19 protein-coding genes are annotated in these 17,069 nt (G+C 67.6%); 6 read left to right on the top strand and 13 right to left on the bottom strand.

What is annotated here, in order from left to right; genetic code table 11:
* Nucleotides 1-8: 8 nt before the first annotated feature.
* Nucleotides 9-374: a hypothetical protein gene (locus ABN401_RS10655; RefSeq protein ID WP_349684821.1), complete on the bottom strand. Its 366-nt coding sequence runs from the start codon at nt 372-374 to the stop codon at nt 9-11.
* 282 nt (nt 375-656) lie between these two features.
* Here ABN401_RS10655 and ABN401_RS10650 point away from each other — a divergent pair, with 282 nt between their 5' ends.
* The 3 genes from ABN401_RS10650 (at nt 657) to ABN401_RS10640 (ending at nt 4,204) form a co-directional block, all read left to right on the top strand.
* Nucleotides 657-2,168 carry a DEAD/DEAH box helicase gene (locus ABN401_RS10650; protein WP_349684820.1) on the top strand — a complete coding sequence of 504 codons (1,512 nt, stop codon included), beginning with the start codon at nt 657-659 and terminating at the stop codon, nt 2,166-2,168.
* Between the two features lie 112 nt (nt 2,169-2,280).
* Nucleotides 2,281-3,336, top strand: a complete 1,056-nt coding sequence (locus ABN401_RS10645; protein WP_349684819.1) for a GGDEF domain-containing protein — start codon at nt 2,281-2,283, stop codon at nt 3,334-3,336.
* A 64-nt stretch (nt 3,337-3,400) separates the two neighbouring features.
* Complete coding sequence (locus ABN401_RS10640) at nt 3,401-4,204, top strand: lysophospholipid acyltransferase family protein (RefSeq protein ID WP_349684818.1); 804 nt, start codon at nt 3,401-3,403, stop codon at nt 4,202-4,204.
* 58 nt (nt 4,205-4,262) lie between these two features.
* Here the strand turns inward: ABN401_RS10640 and ABN401_RS10635 are convergent, their stop codons facing one another.
* From ABN401_RS10635 to crcB, 7 genes are all read right to left on the bottom strand, one after another.
* Nucleotides 4,263-4,526 carry a low molecular weight protein tyrosine phosphatase family protein gene (locus ABN401_RS10635; RefSeq protein ID WP_349684817.1) on the bottom strand — a complete coding sequence of 88 codons (264 nt, stop codon included), beginning with the start codon at nt 4,524-4,526 and terminating at the stop codon, nt 4,263-4,265.
* A 56-nt stretch (nt 4,527-4,582) separates the two neighbouring features.
* Nucleotides 4,583-5,482, bottom strand: a complete 900-nt coding sequence (locus ABN401_RS10630; RefSeq protein ID WP_349684816.1) for a putative phage abortive infection protein — start codon at nt 5,480-5,482, stop codon at nt 4,583-4,585.
* 38 nt (nt 5,483-5,520) lie between these two features.
* Nucleotides 5,521-7,053, bottom strand: coding sequence for an acyl-CoA carboxylase subunit beta (locus ABN401_RS10625; protein ID WP_349684815.1), 1,533 nt, complete (start codon nt 7,051-7,053; stop codon nt 5,521-5,523).
* 189 nt (nt 7,054-7,242) lie between these two features.
* Entirely contained in the window at nt 7,243-8,001 is a 759-nt protein-coding gene (locus ABN401_RS10620) for an ATP12 family chaperone protein (RefSeq protein WP_349684814.1), read from the bottom strand.
* A gap of 28 nt (nt 8,002-8,029) precedes the next feature.
* Nucleotides 8,030-8,704 (bottom strand): HAD-IA family hydrolase, encoded by a 675-nt coding sequence (locus ABN401_RS10615; protein ID WP_349684813.1) that lies wholly within the window; start codon nt 8,702-8,704, stop codon nt 8,030-8,032.
* 148 nt (nt 8,705-8,852) lie between these two features.
* Entirely contained in the window at nt 8,853-9,866 is a 1,014-nt protein-coding gene (locus ABN401_RS10610) for an RluA family pseudouridine synthase (protein ID WP_349684812.1), read from the bottom strand.
* A complete protein-coding gene (gene crcB, locus ABN401_RS10605; RefSeq protein ID WP_349684811.1) occupies nt 9,863-10,255 on the bottom strand; it encodes a fluoride efflux transporter CrcB in 393 nt (130 codons plus the stop codon). The genes ABN401_RS10610 and crcB overlap by 4 nt, the downstream gene beginning before the upstream one ends.
* 48 nt (nt 10,256-10,303) lie before the next feature.
* Between crcB and ABN401_RS10600 the strand changes: the two genes are divergently transcribed.
* Entirely contained in the window at nt 10,304-10,738 is a 435-nt protein-coding gene (locus ABN401_RS10600; protein WP_349684810.1) for a DUF2214 family protein, read from the top strand.
* A 115-nt stretch (nt 10,739-10,853) separates the two neighbouring features.
* Nucleotides 10,854-12,023, top strand: a complete 1,170-nt coding sequence (locus ABN401_RS10595) for a hypothetical protein (protein ID WP_349684933.1) — start codon at nt 10,854-10,856, stop codon at nt 12,021-12,023.
* On the opposite strand, the gene ABN401_RS10590 is transcribed toward ABN401_RS10595, so the two are convergent.
* From ABN401_RS10590 to ABN401_RS10575, 4 genes are all read right to left on the bottom strand, one after another.
* On the bottom strand, nt 12,007-12,507 hold the full coding sequence (locus tag ABN401_RS10590; RefSeq protein WP_349684809.1) for a CC0125/CC1285 family lipoprotein: 501 nt from the start codon (nt 12,505-12,507) through the stop codon (nt 12,007-12,009). The genes ABN401_RS10595 and ABN401_RS10590 overlap by 17 nt on opposite strands.
* Nucleotides 12,508-12,578: 71 nt before the next feature.
* Entirely contained in the window at nt 12,579-13,313 is a 735-nt protein-coding gene (locus ABN401_RS10585) for an RluA family pseudouridine synthase (RefSeq protein ID WP_349684808.1), read from the bottom strand.
* A gap of 10 nt (nt 13,314-13,323) precedes the next feature.
* Nucleotides 13,324-13,779 (bottom strand): hypothetical protein, encoded by a 456-nt coding sequence (locus ABN401_RS10580; RefSeq protein ID WP_349684807.1) that lies wholly within the window; start codon nt 13,777-13,779, stop codon nt 13,324-13,326.
* Between the two features lie 62 nt (nt 13,780-13,841).
* Nucleotides 13,842-15,146: a replication-associated recombination protein A gene (locus ABN401_RS10575; RefSeq protein ID WP_349684806.1), complete on the bottom strand. Its 1,305-nt coding sequence runs from the start codon at nt 15,144-15,146 to the stop codon at nt 13,842-13,844.
* Between the two features lie 43 nt (nt 15,147-15,189).
* Here ABN401_RS10575 and ABN401_RS10570 point away from each other — a divergent pair, with 43 nt between their 5' ends.
* A complete protein-coding gene (locus tag ABN401_RS10570; protein ID WP_349684805.1) occupies nt 15,190-15,603 on the top strand; it encodes a VOC family protein in 414 nt (137 codons plus the stop codon).
* A gap of 3 nt (nt 15,604-15,606) precedes the next feature.
* On the opposite strand, the gene ABN401_RS10565 is transcribed toward ABN401_RS10570, so the two are convergent.
* Nucleotides 15,607-16,998: a Do family serine endopeptidase gene (locus ABN401_RS10565; RefSeq protein ID WP_432763552.1), complete on the bottom strand. Its 1,392-nt coding sequence runs from the start codon at nt 16,996-16,998 to the stop codon at nt 15,607-15,609.
* Nucleotides 16,999-17,069 lie beyond the last annotated feature (71 nt).

Here is a 17,069-nt window from a genome sequence, read left to right as displayed (position 1 = left end):
AAGTCGCCTTAACGCCCCCGCTGAAGGACGTTCGTCACACGCCGTCCCAGCGGATCGCGCGACACCCAGCTGTCGCCCACCCCGGCCTCGATCATGGGCGAACAGAAGCGCGAGATCATCATGATCGCGGGCGAGATGTCGTTCAGACAGACCCGGTCGCCCTCGACCCGCCAGCGCGCGGAAATGGTGCGTCCGCTGGAGAAGCGCGCCGTGTAGCTGCCGTCCGGATTGAACCAGTGCCGGACCCAGCCGCCGTCCGGATACTGGGACACCAGAGTGTTGCCGAAGGCGCGCTCGATCTCGGCGCTGGCCGATATCGGCACGGCCGTCGCGGCAGCAGCCACCAGACCGGCCAGAGCCAGCGTGGAACGCATCATCCTCATGCCGGAAGCCCTTCCGTCACCCCATCCCCGGAGCAATCCTTAACGAACGTTCACACTTGCGCAAGCGGGGCGGTGCGACGCCGAATACTTGACTCAGGCGTGGGGATTTCCATATACGGCGGGCAGTACGGAACAGGACTGGCGATTCGCGCCGCCCGCACGCCCCCAGGACACGGGCGGTTCCGCGCGTATCTCCGCCGAGACCACGAGGGTCCGGCACTCCTTTTCCCGCCGAGGCCCGTCCGTGCCTTCGGCTCTTCGTCATAAGGACGCATGACAGAATTCTCGCAGCTGGGCCTCTCGCCCACCACGCTTCAGGCCGTCATCGACACCGGCTACACCACCGCCACCCCGATCCAGGCCCAGGCCATTCCCGTGGCCCTCGCCGGCCGCGACGTGCTCGGGATTGCCCAGACCGGCACCGGCAAGACCGCCGCCTTCACCCTGCCGCTCGTCGAGCGACTGTCCAAGGGCCGCGCCCGGGCCCGCATGCCCCGCGCCCTCGTGTTGGCCCCGACCCGCGAACTGGCCGACCAGGTCGCCATGAGCTTCGAGAAATACGCCAAGGGCACCAAGCTGAGCTGGGTCCTGCTGATCGGCGGCGTCTCCATGGGCGACCAGGTCGCGGCGCTGAACAAGGGCGTGGACGTGCTGATCGCCACGCCCGGCCGGCTGCTGGACCTGTTCGAGCGCGGCAAGATGCTGCTGACGGGCGTAGAGCTGATGGTCGTCGACGAGGCGGACCGCATGCTCGACATGGGCTTCATCCCCGACATCGAACGCATCTTCAAACTGACGCCGCCCAAACGTCAGACCCTGTTCTTCTCGGCCACCATGCCGCCCGAGATCACCCGTCTGACGACCCAGTTCCTCAAGGATCCGACCCGGATCGAGGCTTCGCGCCCGGCCATGACGGCCGAGACCATCACCCAGTATCTGGTCCGCATCCCCTCGTCCGATCCCAAGGCCAAGCGCGCGGCGCTGCGTGAACTGATCGGCCGCGCCGACGTCAAGAACGGCATTGTCTTCTGCAACCGCAAGTCCGAAGTCGACGTGGTGGCCAAGTCGCTGAAGCAGCATGGCTTCGACGCCTCGCCGATCCACGGCGATCTGGACCAGTCCCTGCGAACCAAGACCCTGGCCGCCTTCCGCTCTGGTGAGCTGAAACTGCTGGTCGCCTCCGACGTCGCCGCGCGCGGCCTGGACATTCCCGACGTCAGCCACGTCTTCAACTACGATGTGTCCCATCACGCCGACGACTATGTGCACCGCATCGGTCGCACCGGGCGCGCGGGCAAGCTGGGTCAGGCCTTCATGATCGTGACCCCGGCCGACGACAAGTCGCTCGACAAGGTCATGAAGCTGATCAAGATGAACCCCGAGGAACTGGTGCTCGATCTGGATTGGTCGAACCTCGGCGGGGCCCGCCGCGCCCGTGCCGAAACCAAGGCTGCCGTCGTCGAGACGCCGCGTTCAGACGTCGCCCCCTCGGCGTCGGAAGCCGAGCCGCTGGCACGCCGCACGCGAAGCCGCCGCTCCAGCAAGGCCACCGCGCCCGAGCTCGCTCCGGCCGTCGTCATGGACACCGCCCCCGCCCCCGCACCGGCTGCTTCGGAACCTGCGGCGACGCCCGTCGAAGCCGTCTCCGCCGAGCCGCGCCTGCGCCAGGCCGACCGCCGTCCGGGCGGCCGCACCGAGCGCGACGCCCCGGCGGCGCGTGAAGGCTCGGGCTTCGGGTCGGACATCCCCGCCTTCCTTCGCCGCCCGGTCGCGCTGAAGGCCTAGACTGCAACCCTAGCGAGTATTCACGCGCGGCTTTAACCCGGTGTTACGGAAGCCCGGCTAACACTCCTCCGGAACGACGGGCATGCGATCCCGCCGCGCCCGGGGGAGCAGAATGACAGGCCAGGTCCAGACCACGCTGCGAAGCCCCGAGGCCTTCTCCCTGGCGCGTCGCGCGGTCGAGGAGATGGAGGCGGCGCACGTCTGGCCCACGCCCCTGAACTTCGAACTCTGGGTCCACTATCTCGGCGAACCCGAAGGCCCCCTCGGCCAGGAAATGCGCCGGCTGCTGGCTGACGGGACAGTCTTTTCGGAAGGCACGTCCGAAATGCTCGCCGCCGAATACCTGCCCCGCGGGCGGCTGTCCGAGGAGATCCGCGACGCCGGCGCCGTGCTGAACCGCGAACTTTCGACGGTCTCGGAAGCCATCGCCAAGGCGCAGCAGTCCCAGGCCGCCTATGGCCAGACCCTGGCGGGCGCCTCGGCCCACCTGGAAACGGCGTCAGAGCCCACGGCCCTGCTGGGCGTGGTCTCCAAGCTGACCAAGGCGACGACCCAGGTGCAGGCCGAGAACGCCACGCTGGAGCGGCGTCTGGAATCATCGACCAAGGAGGTCGCTCGCCTGCGCGAGCATCTGGAGCAGGTCCGGCGCGACGCCATGACCGACGCCCTGACCAACTTGGCGAACCGCAAGGCCTTCGACGAGGAACTGCTGCGCGCCTGCGACGAGGCCGACAAGAAGCGCCAGCCCATGACCCTGGCGGTCCTGGACATCGATCATTTCAAGCGGTTCAACGACACCTGGGGTCACCAGACCGGCGATCAGGTGCTGCGCTATGTCGCCAGCGTGATCGGCCGCGTCTCGAAAGCGCCCCGCGTCGCCGCTCGATACGGCGGCGAGGAGTTCGCGGTGATCTTCCCCGGTGAGAGCGCCGCGGTCGTCGAGGCCGCCCTGAACAGCATCCGCGTCGAGATCGGTGCTCGGGCGCTGCGGCGGCGCTCGACCAACGACGAACTGGGCGCCGTCACCATCTCCGCCGGCCTGGCCCAGCGCCAACCGGGGGAATCCGGTGCCGACCTGCTGGGCCGGGCGGACGAAGCCCTCTACGCCTCCAAGCGCGCGGGTCGGAACAAGGTGACGAACGGCGAACGCCTGGCCGAGGCGGCCTGACCAAATCCATCCGTCACGGCGATCAGGCTGTCGAACCCGGCCGAGCGCCTGCTAGGCTGAGCCGATGCGCAGTTTCGCCTTCGCCGTCGCCTACTGGGGCCTGTCCATCGGCTACGGCCTGACCGCCGCCTTCGCCGCCCTGATCCCCGGTCGCGACGCCACCGCCTTCGTGATCCGCGCCTATGTGCGCCGCATGGTCCAGGCCATGCGTCTGTTGGCCGGCATCCGGATCGAGGTCCGGGGCAAGGACCGCCTGCCCGCCGGGGCCTTCATCATCGCGTCCAAACACCAGAGCTGGGGCGATGGCTTCGCCACCTATGACCAGTTCGACGACCTGGCCTTCGTCACCGGCGACCATCTGGAGAAGTTCCCGCTGCTGGGAACCGTGCTGAGGAAGCTGGGGGCCATCGTCGTCAACAACTGCGGGGGCCGCGAAGCCCGCGACTCGCTGAAACAGAGCGGCGCGACCGCCCACCGCGAGGGCCGCCGCATCCTGATCTACCCCGAAGGCAATCTGGCCAGGGTGGGCGAGAAATTCCGCTATCGCTCGGGCGTCTGGCACATGTACCGCGACTTCGACATGCCCGTGGTGCCGCTGGCGTCGAACCTCGGCCTGTTCTGGCCGCAGGAGGCGTTCCGCAAGACGCCCGGGCTGGCGACGCTGGAGTTCCTGGACCCCATCCCGACCGGCCTGGGCAAGGAGGCGTTCCTGGCCCGCCTGGAAGAGGTCATCGAGCAACGCACCGCCGAACTGATCGCCGAGGCGCGCGGCGGGCCTGTGGTGCCGGCGGTGCGAGTGCTCGCCCCGGACGAGGCGCGCCGGGCTGGCCAGATCGTTGCCCCGGCGCGAGACGCGGCGCGTCCCTGAAATCCGTTCAACGCGGTAGCGCATCCGCTGCACGCGAGAGCGGAACGGGATCGGGGCGTCACTTGAGCAGCGGACCCACTTTCTTTTCCAGAAGGGCCACCAGCTCGGGCTGCATGAAGGCGTAGTCGTCGGGGATGTCGAGGCAGACGACGCGGGCGGACTTCAGGCTCTGTCGGAAGCGCTTCTGGAGCCGGGCGCGGTGGGCGCGCTCCATGACGAAGATGATGTCGGCCCATTCGACGAGTTCATCCGTGCAGGGCTCGTCCGCATCGGGGGCCAACCCGGCCGACGCCGTCTCCACCCCCGGCCAGTCGGCGAACACCCGCTCGGCCGTCGGCGAGCGGAGGCGGTTGCGGGAGCAGAGGAAGAGGAGGTTGGTCAGGTTGCCACCGATAGTGGATCAACCTCTCCCAAAGGCTTAGCCGACGCCTTTGCCTGGGGATCAAAGGCCTTTGGTCGGAAGTAGAGATCCAGTTTATACTGGACTCGGTCAGATGGGTCGATGTTGTGCAAGAGTGAGTACGTTTCGACCCATTTTAGGAATTTCTCGCGCCCTTCGCCGTGTGCGCAATTCAAAGCGATCAGGGTAATCTCAGCGTTAGAGAGTTGCGCTCGCAGCAATCTAACGTATTCGTACGCATCAGGTCCGAAGTTGTCTCTCGCGAACTTAATGATATGGTATGTGAATCTAAAATAATGTCCCAAATCATTTCTATGACTTGAGAACATTTGTTCGTAACTATCTGCATAACTAAATGTATCTGGATCACTGTAGAAGGACGGCCCAACTCGGCTGACTAAAGACGCAGCAGCATCCGTCCCTATTTGCTGACTATCACCTTTGCCAGTTTTGAGATCAGCTAGAACCCGATAGCGAAGGTCAAGCAAGCCGAAGTAGGTTCGTTCGTTGTCTCGCCGAGACTCGGCTTTGTCTCTCGCGGCATTTCGAGCCTCGGCTGCTTCCCGATCCGCCGCAGCCTCCGCTCGAGCCACCTTAGCTGCGTTGCGTTGTGTTTCGGCATCCGCCTCGGCGATGGACGCTTGTCGCCGGGTGTCTACGAGAGTTTGGTAAGTGAATATCGCCGCCATAGAGGCCATCAGGGCGCTGAGTATGCCAAACGAATCACCGAGTTGACCGGTCGCTTCAAAATCCCAGCGCCGACCGACTCCGAACCCTGAAAGCCCGACAAATATCCACCAGAGGCCGAAAACACTTAGAACATAAATTGCGGGCGGACGTCGCAGCATCAGTAGCCAAGCTACCTGTGGATCGCGCATGTAGGCCCCCCACCCTCTCCAGAACTCTCTGTCGCTACTCACAGCGGAATATTATCGTGCTTCTTCCACGGATTGCTCTGCTGCTTCCCCTTCAGCGTCCGTAGCGCCCGGATCAGCCTCCGTCGCGTGCCGTGCGGCATGATGACGTCGTCGATATAGCCCAGGCCCGCCGCCACGAACGGGTTGGCGAAGCGGTCCTTGTATTCGGCCTCGCGGGCCGCCAGGGCCTCGGGGTCGCCGGCTTCCTTGCGGAAGATGATCTCGACCGCGCCCTTGGCGCCCATGACGGCGATCTCGGCCGACGGCCAGGCGTAGTTGACGTCGCCGCGCAGGTGCTTGGAGCTCATGACGTCATAGGCGCCGCCATAGGCCTTGCGCGTGATGACGGTCAGCTTGGGCACCGTGGCCTCGGCATAGGCGAACAGCAGCTTGGCGCCGTGCTTGATCAGGCCGCCGTACTCCTGGCGCGTGCCGGGCATGAAGCCGGGCACGTCGACGAAGGTCACGAGCGGAATGCCGAAGGCGTCGCAGAAGCGGACGAAGCGGGCGGCCTTGCGGCTGCTGTCGATGTCGAGCACCCCGGCGAGGACCTGGGGCTGGTTGGCGACGATGCCGACGGGCTGGCCGTCCAGACGGCCGAAGCCGCAGACGATGTTCCTGGCGAAATCCGCCCCGATCTCGAAGAAGTCGGCCTCGTCGACCGTCTTCAGGATCAGCTCCTTGATGTCATAGGGCTGGTTCGGATTGGCGGGGACCAGGGTGTCGAGGCTGGCCTCGTCGCGCTCGGGGTCGTCGTAGCTGTCGCGGACGGGGGGCTTTTCGCGGTTGGACAGGGGCAGGAAGCCGATCAGGCGGCGGACCTCCATCAGGGCCTCGATGTCGTTCTCGAAGGCCCCGTCGGCGACGCCGGACTTGCCCGCGTGGACGCGTGCGCCGCCCAGGTCCTCGTGGCTGACGACCTCGTTGGTGACCGTCTTCACCACGTCCGGGCCGGTGACGTACATGTAGGAGGTGTCCTTCACCATGAAGATGAAGTCCGTGATGGCCGGCGAATAGACGTCGCCGCCCGCGCACGGCCCCATGATGACGCTGATCTGGGGGATGACGCCGCTGGCCAGGGTGTTCTGGAGGAAGATGTCGGCATAGCCGGCCAGGCTCTCGACCCCTTCCTGGATGCGCGCGCCACCGGCGTCATACAGGCCGATGATCGGCGCGCCGTTGGTCAGGGCCATGCCCATCAGCTTGACGATCTTGGCCGCGTGGGCGCCGCTGAGCGAGCCGCCGAAGACCGTGAAATCCTTGGAGAAGACATAGACCAGACGGCCGCCGATGGTGCCCCGGCCGGTGACGACGCCGTCGCCGGGGACGCGCTGCTTTTCCATGCCGAACTGGTGGGAGCGGTGCTCCACGAACATGTCGGTCTCTTCGAAAGAGCCCTCGTCCAGCAGGACCTCGGTCCGTTCGCGCGCGGTCAGCTTGCCCTTGGCGTGCTGGGCGGCGATGCGGGCCTCCCCTCCCCCCAGTTTGGCGGCGGCGCGGCGGGCTTCGAGCTGATCGAGGATGGCGTGCATGAGGGACTCCTTGGCTGCTGGATAACCCTTCTCCCCTTGCGGGAGAAGGTGGCCGAGCGCAGCGAGGTCGGATGAGGGGTGAGACTCGGTCTCGGCGGTGAGCCTCTCGACCGATCACCGGATGCGTATCCTCGTACCCCTCATCCGGCCCTCCGGGCCACCCTTCTCCCGCAAGGGGAGAAGGGCCGATCACAGAGCCCGGAACCACCGCTCAAGCAGGACCGCCTCGGCGCGGCGGGCGGCGGTGCGTTCGGCGTTGTCGGCGTCGATGCCCCACTGGCGTTCCTGAAAGGCTTCGTCCAGCCGGCTGAGGTCGAAAGCCGCCTCTCCGGTCAGGACCCCGCGCTGGAGCGCCAGACCCAGGACCGCGCTGCCCAGCAGCGGCACGGCCAGCCCCAGGCCCGACAGGGCGAAATCGTCGAGCGCCAGGGCCAGGTCGCGAACGCGCGTCAGGCTCTCCGGCGGCTGAGGCCGGTGAATGATCCCCTGGGTCGCCTCCAGACGGCAGCCGAGATCCCGGGCCGCCCAGTCGCGCCACGGGGCCCAGGCGCGGGTCTGTTCGGCGACCAGACCGCTGGGATGTTCGGCGAGGTAGCAGAGCAGGTCCGATCCGACATAGGCCGCGATCTCCTCGGCCACGGCCTCGCGGGTTTGGCTCACGCGATCAATAGCGGTGGCGGCGAGGCGGGAGGCGAACATCGACGCGGGTTCGATGAACTCGCTCTGCGCCGCCCACTCCTCGGCCACCATGGCCGCAAGCGCCTCGGTGGGCAGGGCATAGATCGCGCCGGCCGGAGTCCTGGGCGTGCGACCGTCCAGCAGGACGACGTGGGCCCCGTCTCGCGCCTCGACCGAAACCGAAGTCCAGAACCGCTTCAGCCGCTCCTCGCTCTCGCGAAAGCCCTTCTGCGCGGCGACGTTGGGATCGAGGTTGGGGATGTGGCTCATGCCCGCGATATAGGCGGGCGGGGCGGGTTCAACCAGCGCGGACCCGCTCGGCGAAGGCGTCCAGCACCACCGCCAGTTCGCCGAAGCTCGAGACGACGTGCCGGGCCCCGGCTGCCCTCTGTTCCTCGGCCGTGTGAAAGCCCCAGGCGACGCCCAGCGGCAGGACGCCCGCCCGGACCGCCATGGTCGCGTCGTGGGCGGTGTCTCCAATCATGACGCTGACGGCCGGTTCCGCGTCGCAGGCCGCCATGGCCGCCAGCAGCATGGCTGGATCGGGCTTGCCCGGCCCGTCCTCGGCGCAGTGGCTAGACACGAACAGATCGGCCCAGCCCTCGCGCGCCAGATTTCGGGCCACGCCCCGCCGGTTCTGACCCGTCGCCAGCGACAACCGCCAGCCGTCGCGGTGCAGCCGGCGCAGCAGCTCGACCGAGCCGGGATAAAGCGGCTCCTCATGGCCCGCCTCGAACATGCGGTTAAAGCTGGCGCGGAACGCGGCGGTGAAGCGCTCCAGCTCGTCAAGCGTCAAGTCGGGCTCCAGCACCTGGAGGGCGTGGGGCAGTGACAGGCCGACGATCTGGCGGACGCGGTCGTACTCAGGCTCGGGCAGGCCCAGGGCGCGGGCGGCCTCGGTGGCGGCCTGCAGGATCGAGGCCCGGCTGTCGACCAGGGTGCCGTCGATGTCGAAGATGGCGAGGGGGCGCATGCTCAAATCCTCCCCCGTTGGGGGAGGGGGACCGCGAAGCGGTGGAGGGGGCCAGCCGCGAACGATGACGTTCGCGATCCGCCCCCTCCGTCACTCCGCTGCGCTTCGTGCCACCTCCCCCAACGGGGGAGGATTTTGGACAGCGACCTCATCGCATGCGCCGCACGCCGGCGAATGGGTCAATGTCAGCCTCCCCTTCATCGAAGCCAAAATGCTGGAAGCCGGCGCGCATCTCTGGGCTGATGGGGGCCTCGACGACCAGGGTGCCGCCGGAGGGGTGGTCCAGCTCAATCCGGCGGGCGTGGAGCTGCAGCTTCAGCGGGCCGGACAGTTCGGCGCTCTTCTCGTCGCCGTATTTGGGATCGCCCAGGATCGGATGGCCGATCGCCTTCATGTGGGCGCGCAGCTGGTGGGTCCGGCCGGTGAAGGGGCGCAGCGCCATCCACGAGGCCCGCTGGCCCGCGTGGCTGATCAGGGCGAAGGCCGTCTCAGCGGGCTCGGCCCCGGTCTCCTTGGGGTCGGCCGGGCGCATGATCTCGTAGTCGTTGATGCCGGACTTTTTCAGATGCAGGTCGATCTGGCCGGCGTTGGGCTTGGGCAGGCCGAAGACCAGGGCCCAGTAGGTCTTCTTGGCCTGACGCCGCGCGAACGCCCCCGCGAGCCGCTTGGCGGCTTCCGGCCCCTTGCCCAGCAGCAGCACGCCGGAGGTGTCGCGATCCAGACGGTGGACCAGACGCGGCCGGTCCATCCCCTCGCCCCAGGCCGACAGCAGGCGATCGACGTGGCGCGTCGTCTTGGTGCCGCCCTGCACCGCCAGGCCCCAGGGCTTGTTCAGGGCGATGACGAGGTCGTCCTCATAGATGACCATGGATTTGGCGAAGGCGATGTCGGCGGGCGTCAGGGCCATGTGCTCGCCGGCTGCGCGGACGATCGGCTCGGGGATCGGCGGCACCCGCACGGCGGCCCCGGCGGTCAGGCGGCCTTCGGGCTTGATGCGGGCACCGTCGACGCGGATCTGGCCCGACCGCGCCATCTTCTGCACCTGGATGTTGGACAGATGCGGCCAGCGTCGGCGGAACCAGCGATCCAGCCGGATGCCGTCCTCGGCCTCGGCGACATACAGGGTCTGGACCTCTCGGACCTTGGGGGCCTCGTCGCTCACAGACCGGCTCCGAAGGCGCGTCGGGCGATCATCAGGCCGAGGAACAGGGCCGCGACCGCCAGCACCACCGATACACCGACATAGGCGGCGGCCAGGCCGAACTGACGTCGTTCGATCATCAGGACCGTCTCCAATGAGAAGGCCGAGAAGGTGGTGAAGCCGCCCAGCACCCCGACCGCGACGAACAGGCGCAGGCTCTCGCCCCCCTGCCCGCGCTGGGCCAGCCAGCCGACCAGCAGCCCCATCAGTAGTCCGCCGATGACATTCACTGACACTGTCGCCCACGGCCAGGCCACGCCGGGCATCAGGCGCGCGGCGGCGAGACCCACGCCATAGCGCGCCATGGAGCCCAGCGCCCCGCCCAGGCCGACGATCAGAAGACGTGTCATGATGCGCGGCTTATAACGCCGATTGCGGCGAAGCGAAGGGAGGGGCGGATGCTCGACCTGACTCTGGCGATCACGCACCATGTCCTGGTGTTCGGCCTGGCCGTCATGCTGGCGATGGAGCTGGCCTATCTGCGCGCCGATCCGGTGCCTGTGATGCGTCTGGCGCGGCTGGACGCGGGCTATGGCGGGGTGGCGACCCTTGTGCTGATCGTGGGGGTCGCGCGGGTCATCTGGGGGGCCAAGGGCTGGATCGCCTATCAGGACAATCCCTGGTTCTGGGCCAAGGTGGCGACCTTTCTGGCGATCGGCCTGATCTCCATCCTGCCGACGGTGCGGTTCATCCGCTGGAGCCGGGCGCTGAGGGCCGACCCCGGCTTTCGCCCACCCGCCGCCGAGGTCGCCCGCGCCGCCGGCTGGGTGCGGCGGGAAGTGTTGCTGCTGTTCCCGCTGGTGGCCTTCGCGGCGGCCATGGCGCGGTCCTGACGCCTTGATGTCTGAAACTTCACTTGCCGCTGTTCACGGTTAACGGCGATATCCATCTTCGCTTTCGGCGCGAAGGGCTTCGGAAGCGTGGCCGGATCGGTCTAGGGTCTTGACCATGTCGCACGAGGACCAGACACCGCCGTCGGCGGGGACGCCGAACCTGACCATCCCGGTGTCGCAGCCCGCGCCGCCGCCGGGCGCGGCCGATATTCCCGATCGCGCCCCGCCCCCGGCCACGCCGCCGCCGACGCGCGAGCCCGTGGGGGCCCGCGACGGCATCCTAAGGCCGATCCAGGAGAGCGACTATTTCACCATGGATCCCGAGGCGATCCAGGTCATCTCCGCCAACATCGACCAGTATTTCAACCAGGCGCTCGATATCTTCCCGTTCTGGGAGACCGAGAACAAGCCGGACCGCTTCCACGTCCTGTTCACGCGCCAGATCGAAGAGCGGTTTCCCGTCGAGGCCGACATTCGCGGCAGAATTCACGGCTACGGCCGGCGCGTGTTCGCCGCTCTGCTGGTCCATGTTGGCATCAAGCGACTGACACAGGCGCTGGCCTTGATCGGCTTCGCCGTCATGGCGGTCCTGGGGCCGACATTGTTCGCCGATTGGACCGGCGGCCAGCCTCAGGGGCTGGGTCTCGCGGTTCTTGGAATGCTGATCACCGCAGGGGTCTTCTACGGCGTATCAGCCATCCTGTTCGTCCAGTACCGGTTCCGGCTGGAGAATGATTCCTACGAGCTGTCCCGAGAGATCGTCCAGCGGACCCGCGAGTTGCAGAACCTGTTCACCAACGCCCGTGCCCTGTCCGATCAGGCCGAGACGCAGTTCCAGATGGACGGCAAGGGCTGGGGCCAGCGCGCCCTCTACCTGACCCGGCTGGTCATGTGGATCGGGGCCCGCATGGAATACCTTGAGAAGTTCGCCCAGATGGAGCTGTGGCGCGTTCGGCGCGAACGCTACTGGATGCGCTGGATCGGACGGCTTTCGACCCCGCTGGTCCTTGTCATCTGGCTGTCCGTCTTCGCCTTCTGGCCCGCGCCGGCCGCCAACGAAGTCGGGTTCCGCGTCCTGCAACTGGTGGCGCTGGCCATGGCCGTGATCGTCTCGTGGATTTCCTACGCCCGCTGGCAGACACCGACCGCGGCGGTCAAGGACAAGCTGGGGCTGGACGGTTGGGTGCGCTACGCCTCGCTGGACGTGGACAACACCATCGGCGACCAGGTGCGGCGCGACAAGGAGCGGCTGGTCGAGTACCGGGCGCTCACCCGCGGCCGCTGAGGGCGGAGCGGACTTCGCGCGCGTCGTAAGCCTCGCCGCGATCGGGCACGGGGCCACTGCCCATGCGCACCTCCAGCATCGTCGAGGTCGGGGACGGGCCGCTGAAGTTCAGTCCGACGCCAACGCCGGTGCTGGATCCCGAATAGCGGTAGCCACCATACCGCCCCGAAGTGGAGCCGTATCCGACCGAAACGCTCGGTCGAAAACCGCCCGCGCTGTCCGGACGGCCGTCGACATAGCGCTGGGTCACCTCAAACCAGTCGTAGCCCTGTTCCAGCGTCAGGTCGGCGGCGCGCAGCAGGGCCAGGTCCGCCACCGGCCCCGGCGCGCCGACGCCATTGTAGGTGACACGGTAGCGGTCGCTCTCGATGCGCTGCTCGGCATATCCCTGCCCTCCCGGTCCCGCTTGTGGTCCGTAGGGAGCCAAAGATGCGCATGCGGCGAGCGACAGGGCCGAAGCCGCGATCATAAGGGGACGGATCATGGTGGCGCTTCCTTTTCGGGAGATAAGCGCCGGAGGCGGGGCCCGCGTTCCGTCTCTCCTGGCGCAAGACGTCAGGGCGTCTCCAGCCCCATCGCCGTCGCCAGCGCAGTAAAGTCCTCCGGCGGGTCCGCCAACACGGTCCGCTCACCGCCGTCAGGATGGGGGAACCTCAGCGCCGCCGCATGCAGCATCAAGCGCGGCGCGGCCCGGCCCCCCGCCGTCAGCGCCCCGCCGTAGCGCACGTCGCCGATCAAAGGGCGTCCGATATGGGCCATGTGCACCCGCAACTGATGCATCCGCCCGGTGTAGGGCTGGAGCTCGACCAGGGCCCCCTCTTCGCTCGACGACAGGGTTCGGTAACGGCTGCGCGACCCTTGCGCCCCCCTGGCGTCGAAGGCGGCGACCCGCATGTAGCTTTCGCGGCCGATCTCCTGGCGGATCAGGGGCACATTGATGTCGCCCTCGCGCGGCTCGGGCGCGGCCGAGACGAGCGCGAGATACGTCTTGGTCAGCCGCCGCGCCTGGATCGCCTTGCCCAGGAACCCCGCCGCCGGCTTGGTCTTCGCGGCCAGGATGACGCCCGACGTGTCGCGATCCAGCCGATGCACAAGCTCTGGTCGCTTGCCGTTCGACCGGCCGAAGGCCCAGAGCAGGTCGTCCAGCGTATGGGCCTGGATACGGCCACCCTGGCTGGACAGTCCCGCCGGCTTGGCGAAGGCGATCACACTGGCGTCCTCGTGGATGACCCACGAGCGGACGTCGGCGATCTCTTGATCGTTCAGGGAAACGGGGGCGCGGGTCGTCACCCGCGACGGATTAGCGGAGCAGGCCGCGCTGCGCCATCATCCGCGAATACAAGACGAAGAACAGGCAACCGACCAGGATCACGGCCTGCATGATCCACGTCCCGTCCGGCATGGTCGCGGCCTGGTCGGACAGGGCGTAGGCGTAAACCAGGCTGCCGACATAGGCGATCAGCGAAATCACGAACACGGGCACTGCCAGCTTCTTGCGGAGCAGCAGCAGGACCGTGCCCAGCATCGCCCCCCAGACGCCGATGGCCCACACCGCCGTCATCCAGGCCGGCATGGCCTCATAACTGGTGATCTGGGCGTCAGTCATGCCCATCTGGCGCAGCCAGACTTCGCCCTGCAGCGCCGTCATCGTGTAGTCGATGCAGCCGAAGGCGTTCCAGAGCAGGCCGACGCTTCCGACCACCCACAGGTGCCACGGCACCTTCGCCCCCGACGACGCGCTCATGATGCTGACCATGGTCCCCTCCCAAGGATCTTTCAGGGGATCAACGTTACGCCTGTCGCCGGGAACGGCAAGGCTTAGCGGTCGTCCGACGGTGCCGCCCGCATGGCGGCCCAGCGTTCCAGCCGCGCCTTGACCTTCTCCTCGTGCCCCTCGCCCTTGGGCGCATAGAAGGTCCGCCGGTCCATCTCGTCAGGGAAGAAGTTCGCGCCCGAGAAGCCCTCGGGCGTGTCGGGATCGTACTGGTAGCCCTGGCCGTAGCCGAGCGACTTCATCAACTTCGTCGGGGCGTTGCGGATGTGGGCGGGCGGCATCAGGGAGCCGGTCTCGCGGGCGGCCTTGGACGCCGCCTTGTAGGCCTCATAGACCGCCACCGACTTGGGTGCCGTCGCCAGATGGACCACCGCCTGGGCCAGGGCCAGTTCGCCCTCGGGCGAGCCCAGGAAGTCGTAGGTGTCCTTGGCGGCGTTGGCGACGAGCAGCGACAGGGGGTCGGCCTCGCCGATGTCCTCCACCGCCATCCGCACGATCCGGCGAGCCAGATACAGCGGATCCTCGCCCCCGTTCAGCATCCGCGCCAGCCAGTACAGCGCCGCGTCGGGGTCGGACCCTCGAACCGATTTATGCAGTGCAGATATGAGGTTATAGTGCTCTTCTCTCGACTTGTCGTAAGCCGGTGCGCGCTTTTGCAGGGTCGCGGCCAAGGCCTGAACGTCCAGCGGTTCGGCCGGCATGGCGAACAGGGTCTCGGCCATCGTCAACAGATACCGCCCGTCCCCGTCGGCCAGGGCCAGCAGCGCCTGACGCGCCTCGGGTGTCAGCGGCAGGGCGCGATCTTCCTGTCTCTCCGCCCGAATCAACAGTTGATTCAACGCCGCGTCGTCCAGCCGTTTCAGCACGAAGACCTGGCTGCGGGACAGAAGCGCCCCGTTCAGTTCGAATGACGGGTTCTCGGTCGTGGCCCCGACCAGGGTCACCACCCCCTCCTCGACGAAGGGCAGGAAGCCGTCCTGCTGGGCCCGGTTGAACCGATGGATCTCATCGACGAAGAGCAAGGTGCTCTGCCCGGCCGCACGTCGCATCCGCGCCTGTTCGAACGCCTTCTTGAGGTCGGCGACGCCCGAGAAAACGGCGCTGATCGACTGGTACTGATAGCCCGCCGCCCTGGCCAGCAGACGGGCGATGGTGGTCTTGCCCGTGCCCGGCGGGCCCCACAGGATCAACGATCCCAGCCGTCCGGCCTCGACCATGCGGCGGATCGGCCCGCCCTCGCCCAGCAGATGGTCCTGGCCGACCACCTCGTCCAGCGACGCGGGTCGCAGCCGATCGGCCAGGGGCGCGTCCGGCGGGTGGATGCCCGAGGCTTCGAAAAGATCGCTCATGCCGCTATGTAGGGCCGACCCGCCGTCCACGAAAGCGTGACCCATGGCCGAACCCGATCCCATCCCCACGGGCGTCATCCCCTATCTGACCATCCCGGGCCGGGGCGGACAGGCGGCCGTGGAGTTCTACAGGGCGGCCTTCGGGGCCGAGGAACTGTTCCGGAACCTCGCCGAGGACGGCGAGCGACTGATGCACAGCCGGCTTCGGATCAACGGCGGTCTGGTGATGCTGTCGGACGAGTTTCCCGAGTACGGCCAGCCGATCGATGTCGTCCCGACCGGCATGGCCCTGCACCTCCAGGTCGACGACGCCGACGAATGGTGGGCTCGCGCCGTGACGGCCGGGGCGGTGCCGGTCATGCCCCTGGCCGACCAGTTCTGGGGCGACCGCTATGGCCGCGTCATGGACCCCTTCGGCCATTGCTGGTCAATTGCCAGCCCCATCAAGACCGGCTGAGGCTCAGCGGAGCGTTCCGGTCAGCCGCCGCCCCTGGCGCTCGATCGTGACCTCGGACGCCCCGAGCCGCACGAGCGCCTGAGGGGCGCTGACGGCACGGCCGTTGACCTCGCGCACCAGGTCGCCGGGTCGCAGGCCTGCCCGCGCCGCATAGCTGCCGCGCTGGACCGAGGTGATCAGCAGTCCCGTCGCGAAAGGATCTCCGCCCAGCCGATCGGCCAGGGCGGGGGTCAGGGCCGCGATCTGCGCTCCAGAGAAGGCACCGTCCTGGATCAGAACCCCCTCCGCCTTTGCGTCGCCCGGCAGGGTCTGGACGCGCGCGTTGAGCGTCTGTGTCCGACCGTCGCGGATGATGGTCAAGGCAGCCGCGTCATTGGGGCTCTTGTTGCCGATGCGGAAGTTGAGACCGGCCTGGTCGTTGATCTCGGCACCGTCCACGGACGTGATCACGTCGCCCTCCCGCAGGCCGGCCCGAGCCCCCGGCCCACCGTCATAGATTTCGGTGACGATCAGCCCCTGCGGTCGGGGCAAGCCCAGCGAACGCGCAATGGCGGCCGAAACGGTCTCGCCCTTCACGCCCAGCCAGGGCCGCACCACCATGCTCTCGCCGCCCAGGGCCGAATCCACCACGCGCCGCACCATCGAGGCCGGCACCGCGAACCCCACGCCCGCCGACGATCCAGAGCGCGAGAAGATCGCCGTGTTGATGCCGATCAGGTCGCCGTCCATGTCGACCAGGGCTCCGCCGGAGTTGCCCGGATTGATCGCCGCGTCGGTCTGGATGAAGGACCCCGAGTCCGAAATGCCCGTCTCCGTCCGGTTCAACGCCGAGATGATGCCATTGGTCACCGTCTGACCCACGCCGAACGGATTGCCGATGGCCAGCACCAGGTCGCCGACCTCCTGTTCCTCGCGGTCGTCGATGGCGAGAACGGGCAGTTGCTCGGTCACGCCCTGCAGCTGCAGCACCGCGATGTCGGAACGTGCGTCCGCGAGGACAATCTCCGCCGGGAACTCGCGCCGGTCGTTCAGGACCACACGAATCTGCTGAGCGCCCTCGATGACATGGTTGTTGGTCACGACGATGCCGTCCGACCGCACGATGACGCCCGATCCGGCCGACTCCGCCACTCGCTCGCGCGGAATGCCGCCGCCGAAAAACTGGAAGAAGGGATCGGCCTGGACCCGCTGGATCGACCGGGCCGAGATATTGACCACCGCCGGCGCCGCTTCGCGCACGACGGGCGAGAAGCTCTGCTTCATGCGGGTGGCATCGGTCGGTGCCTGGCGCTCCGTCGGCTCGGCGAAGACGCCGTCCTGCGCCTTGGAGGAGCTGGCATCGCCGCACGACGCCAGCGTGATGGCCATGGCGATGGCGAGGGTCGAGGTCTTCATGGCATTCCGGGTCAGTCTCATGGTCACCCTATATCTGTCGCGCTTTCGGGCCGGATCAAGGCGTCGCGGCA

The sequence above is a fragment of the Brevundimonas aurifodinae genome (assembly GCF_040195595.1).
GTDB classification, from domain to species: domain Bacteria; phylum Pseudomonadota; class Alphaproteobacteria; order Caulobacterales; family Caulobacteraceae; genus Brevundimonas; species Brevundimonas aurifodinae.
Note: the sequence above shows the minus strand (reverse complement) of the source record. Positions and strands in the feature narration are given on the sequence as shown.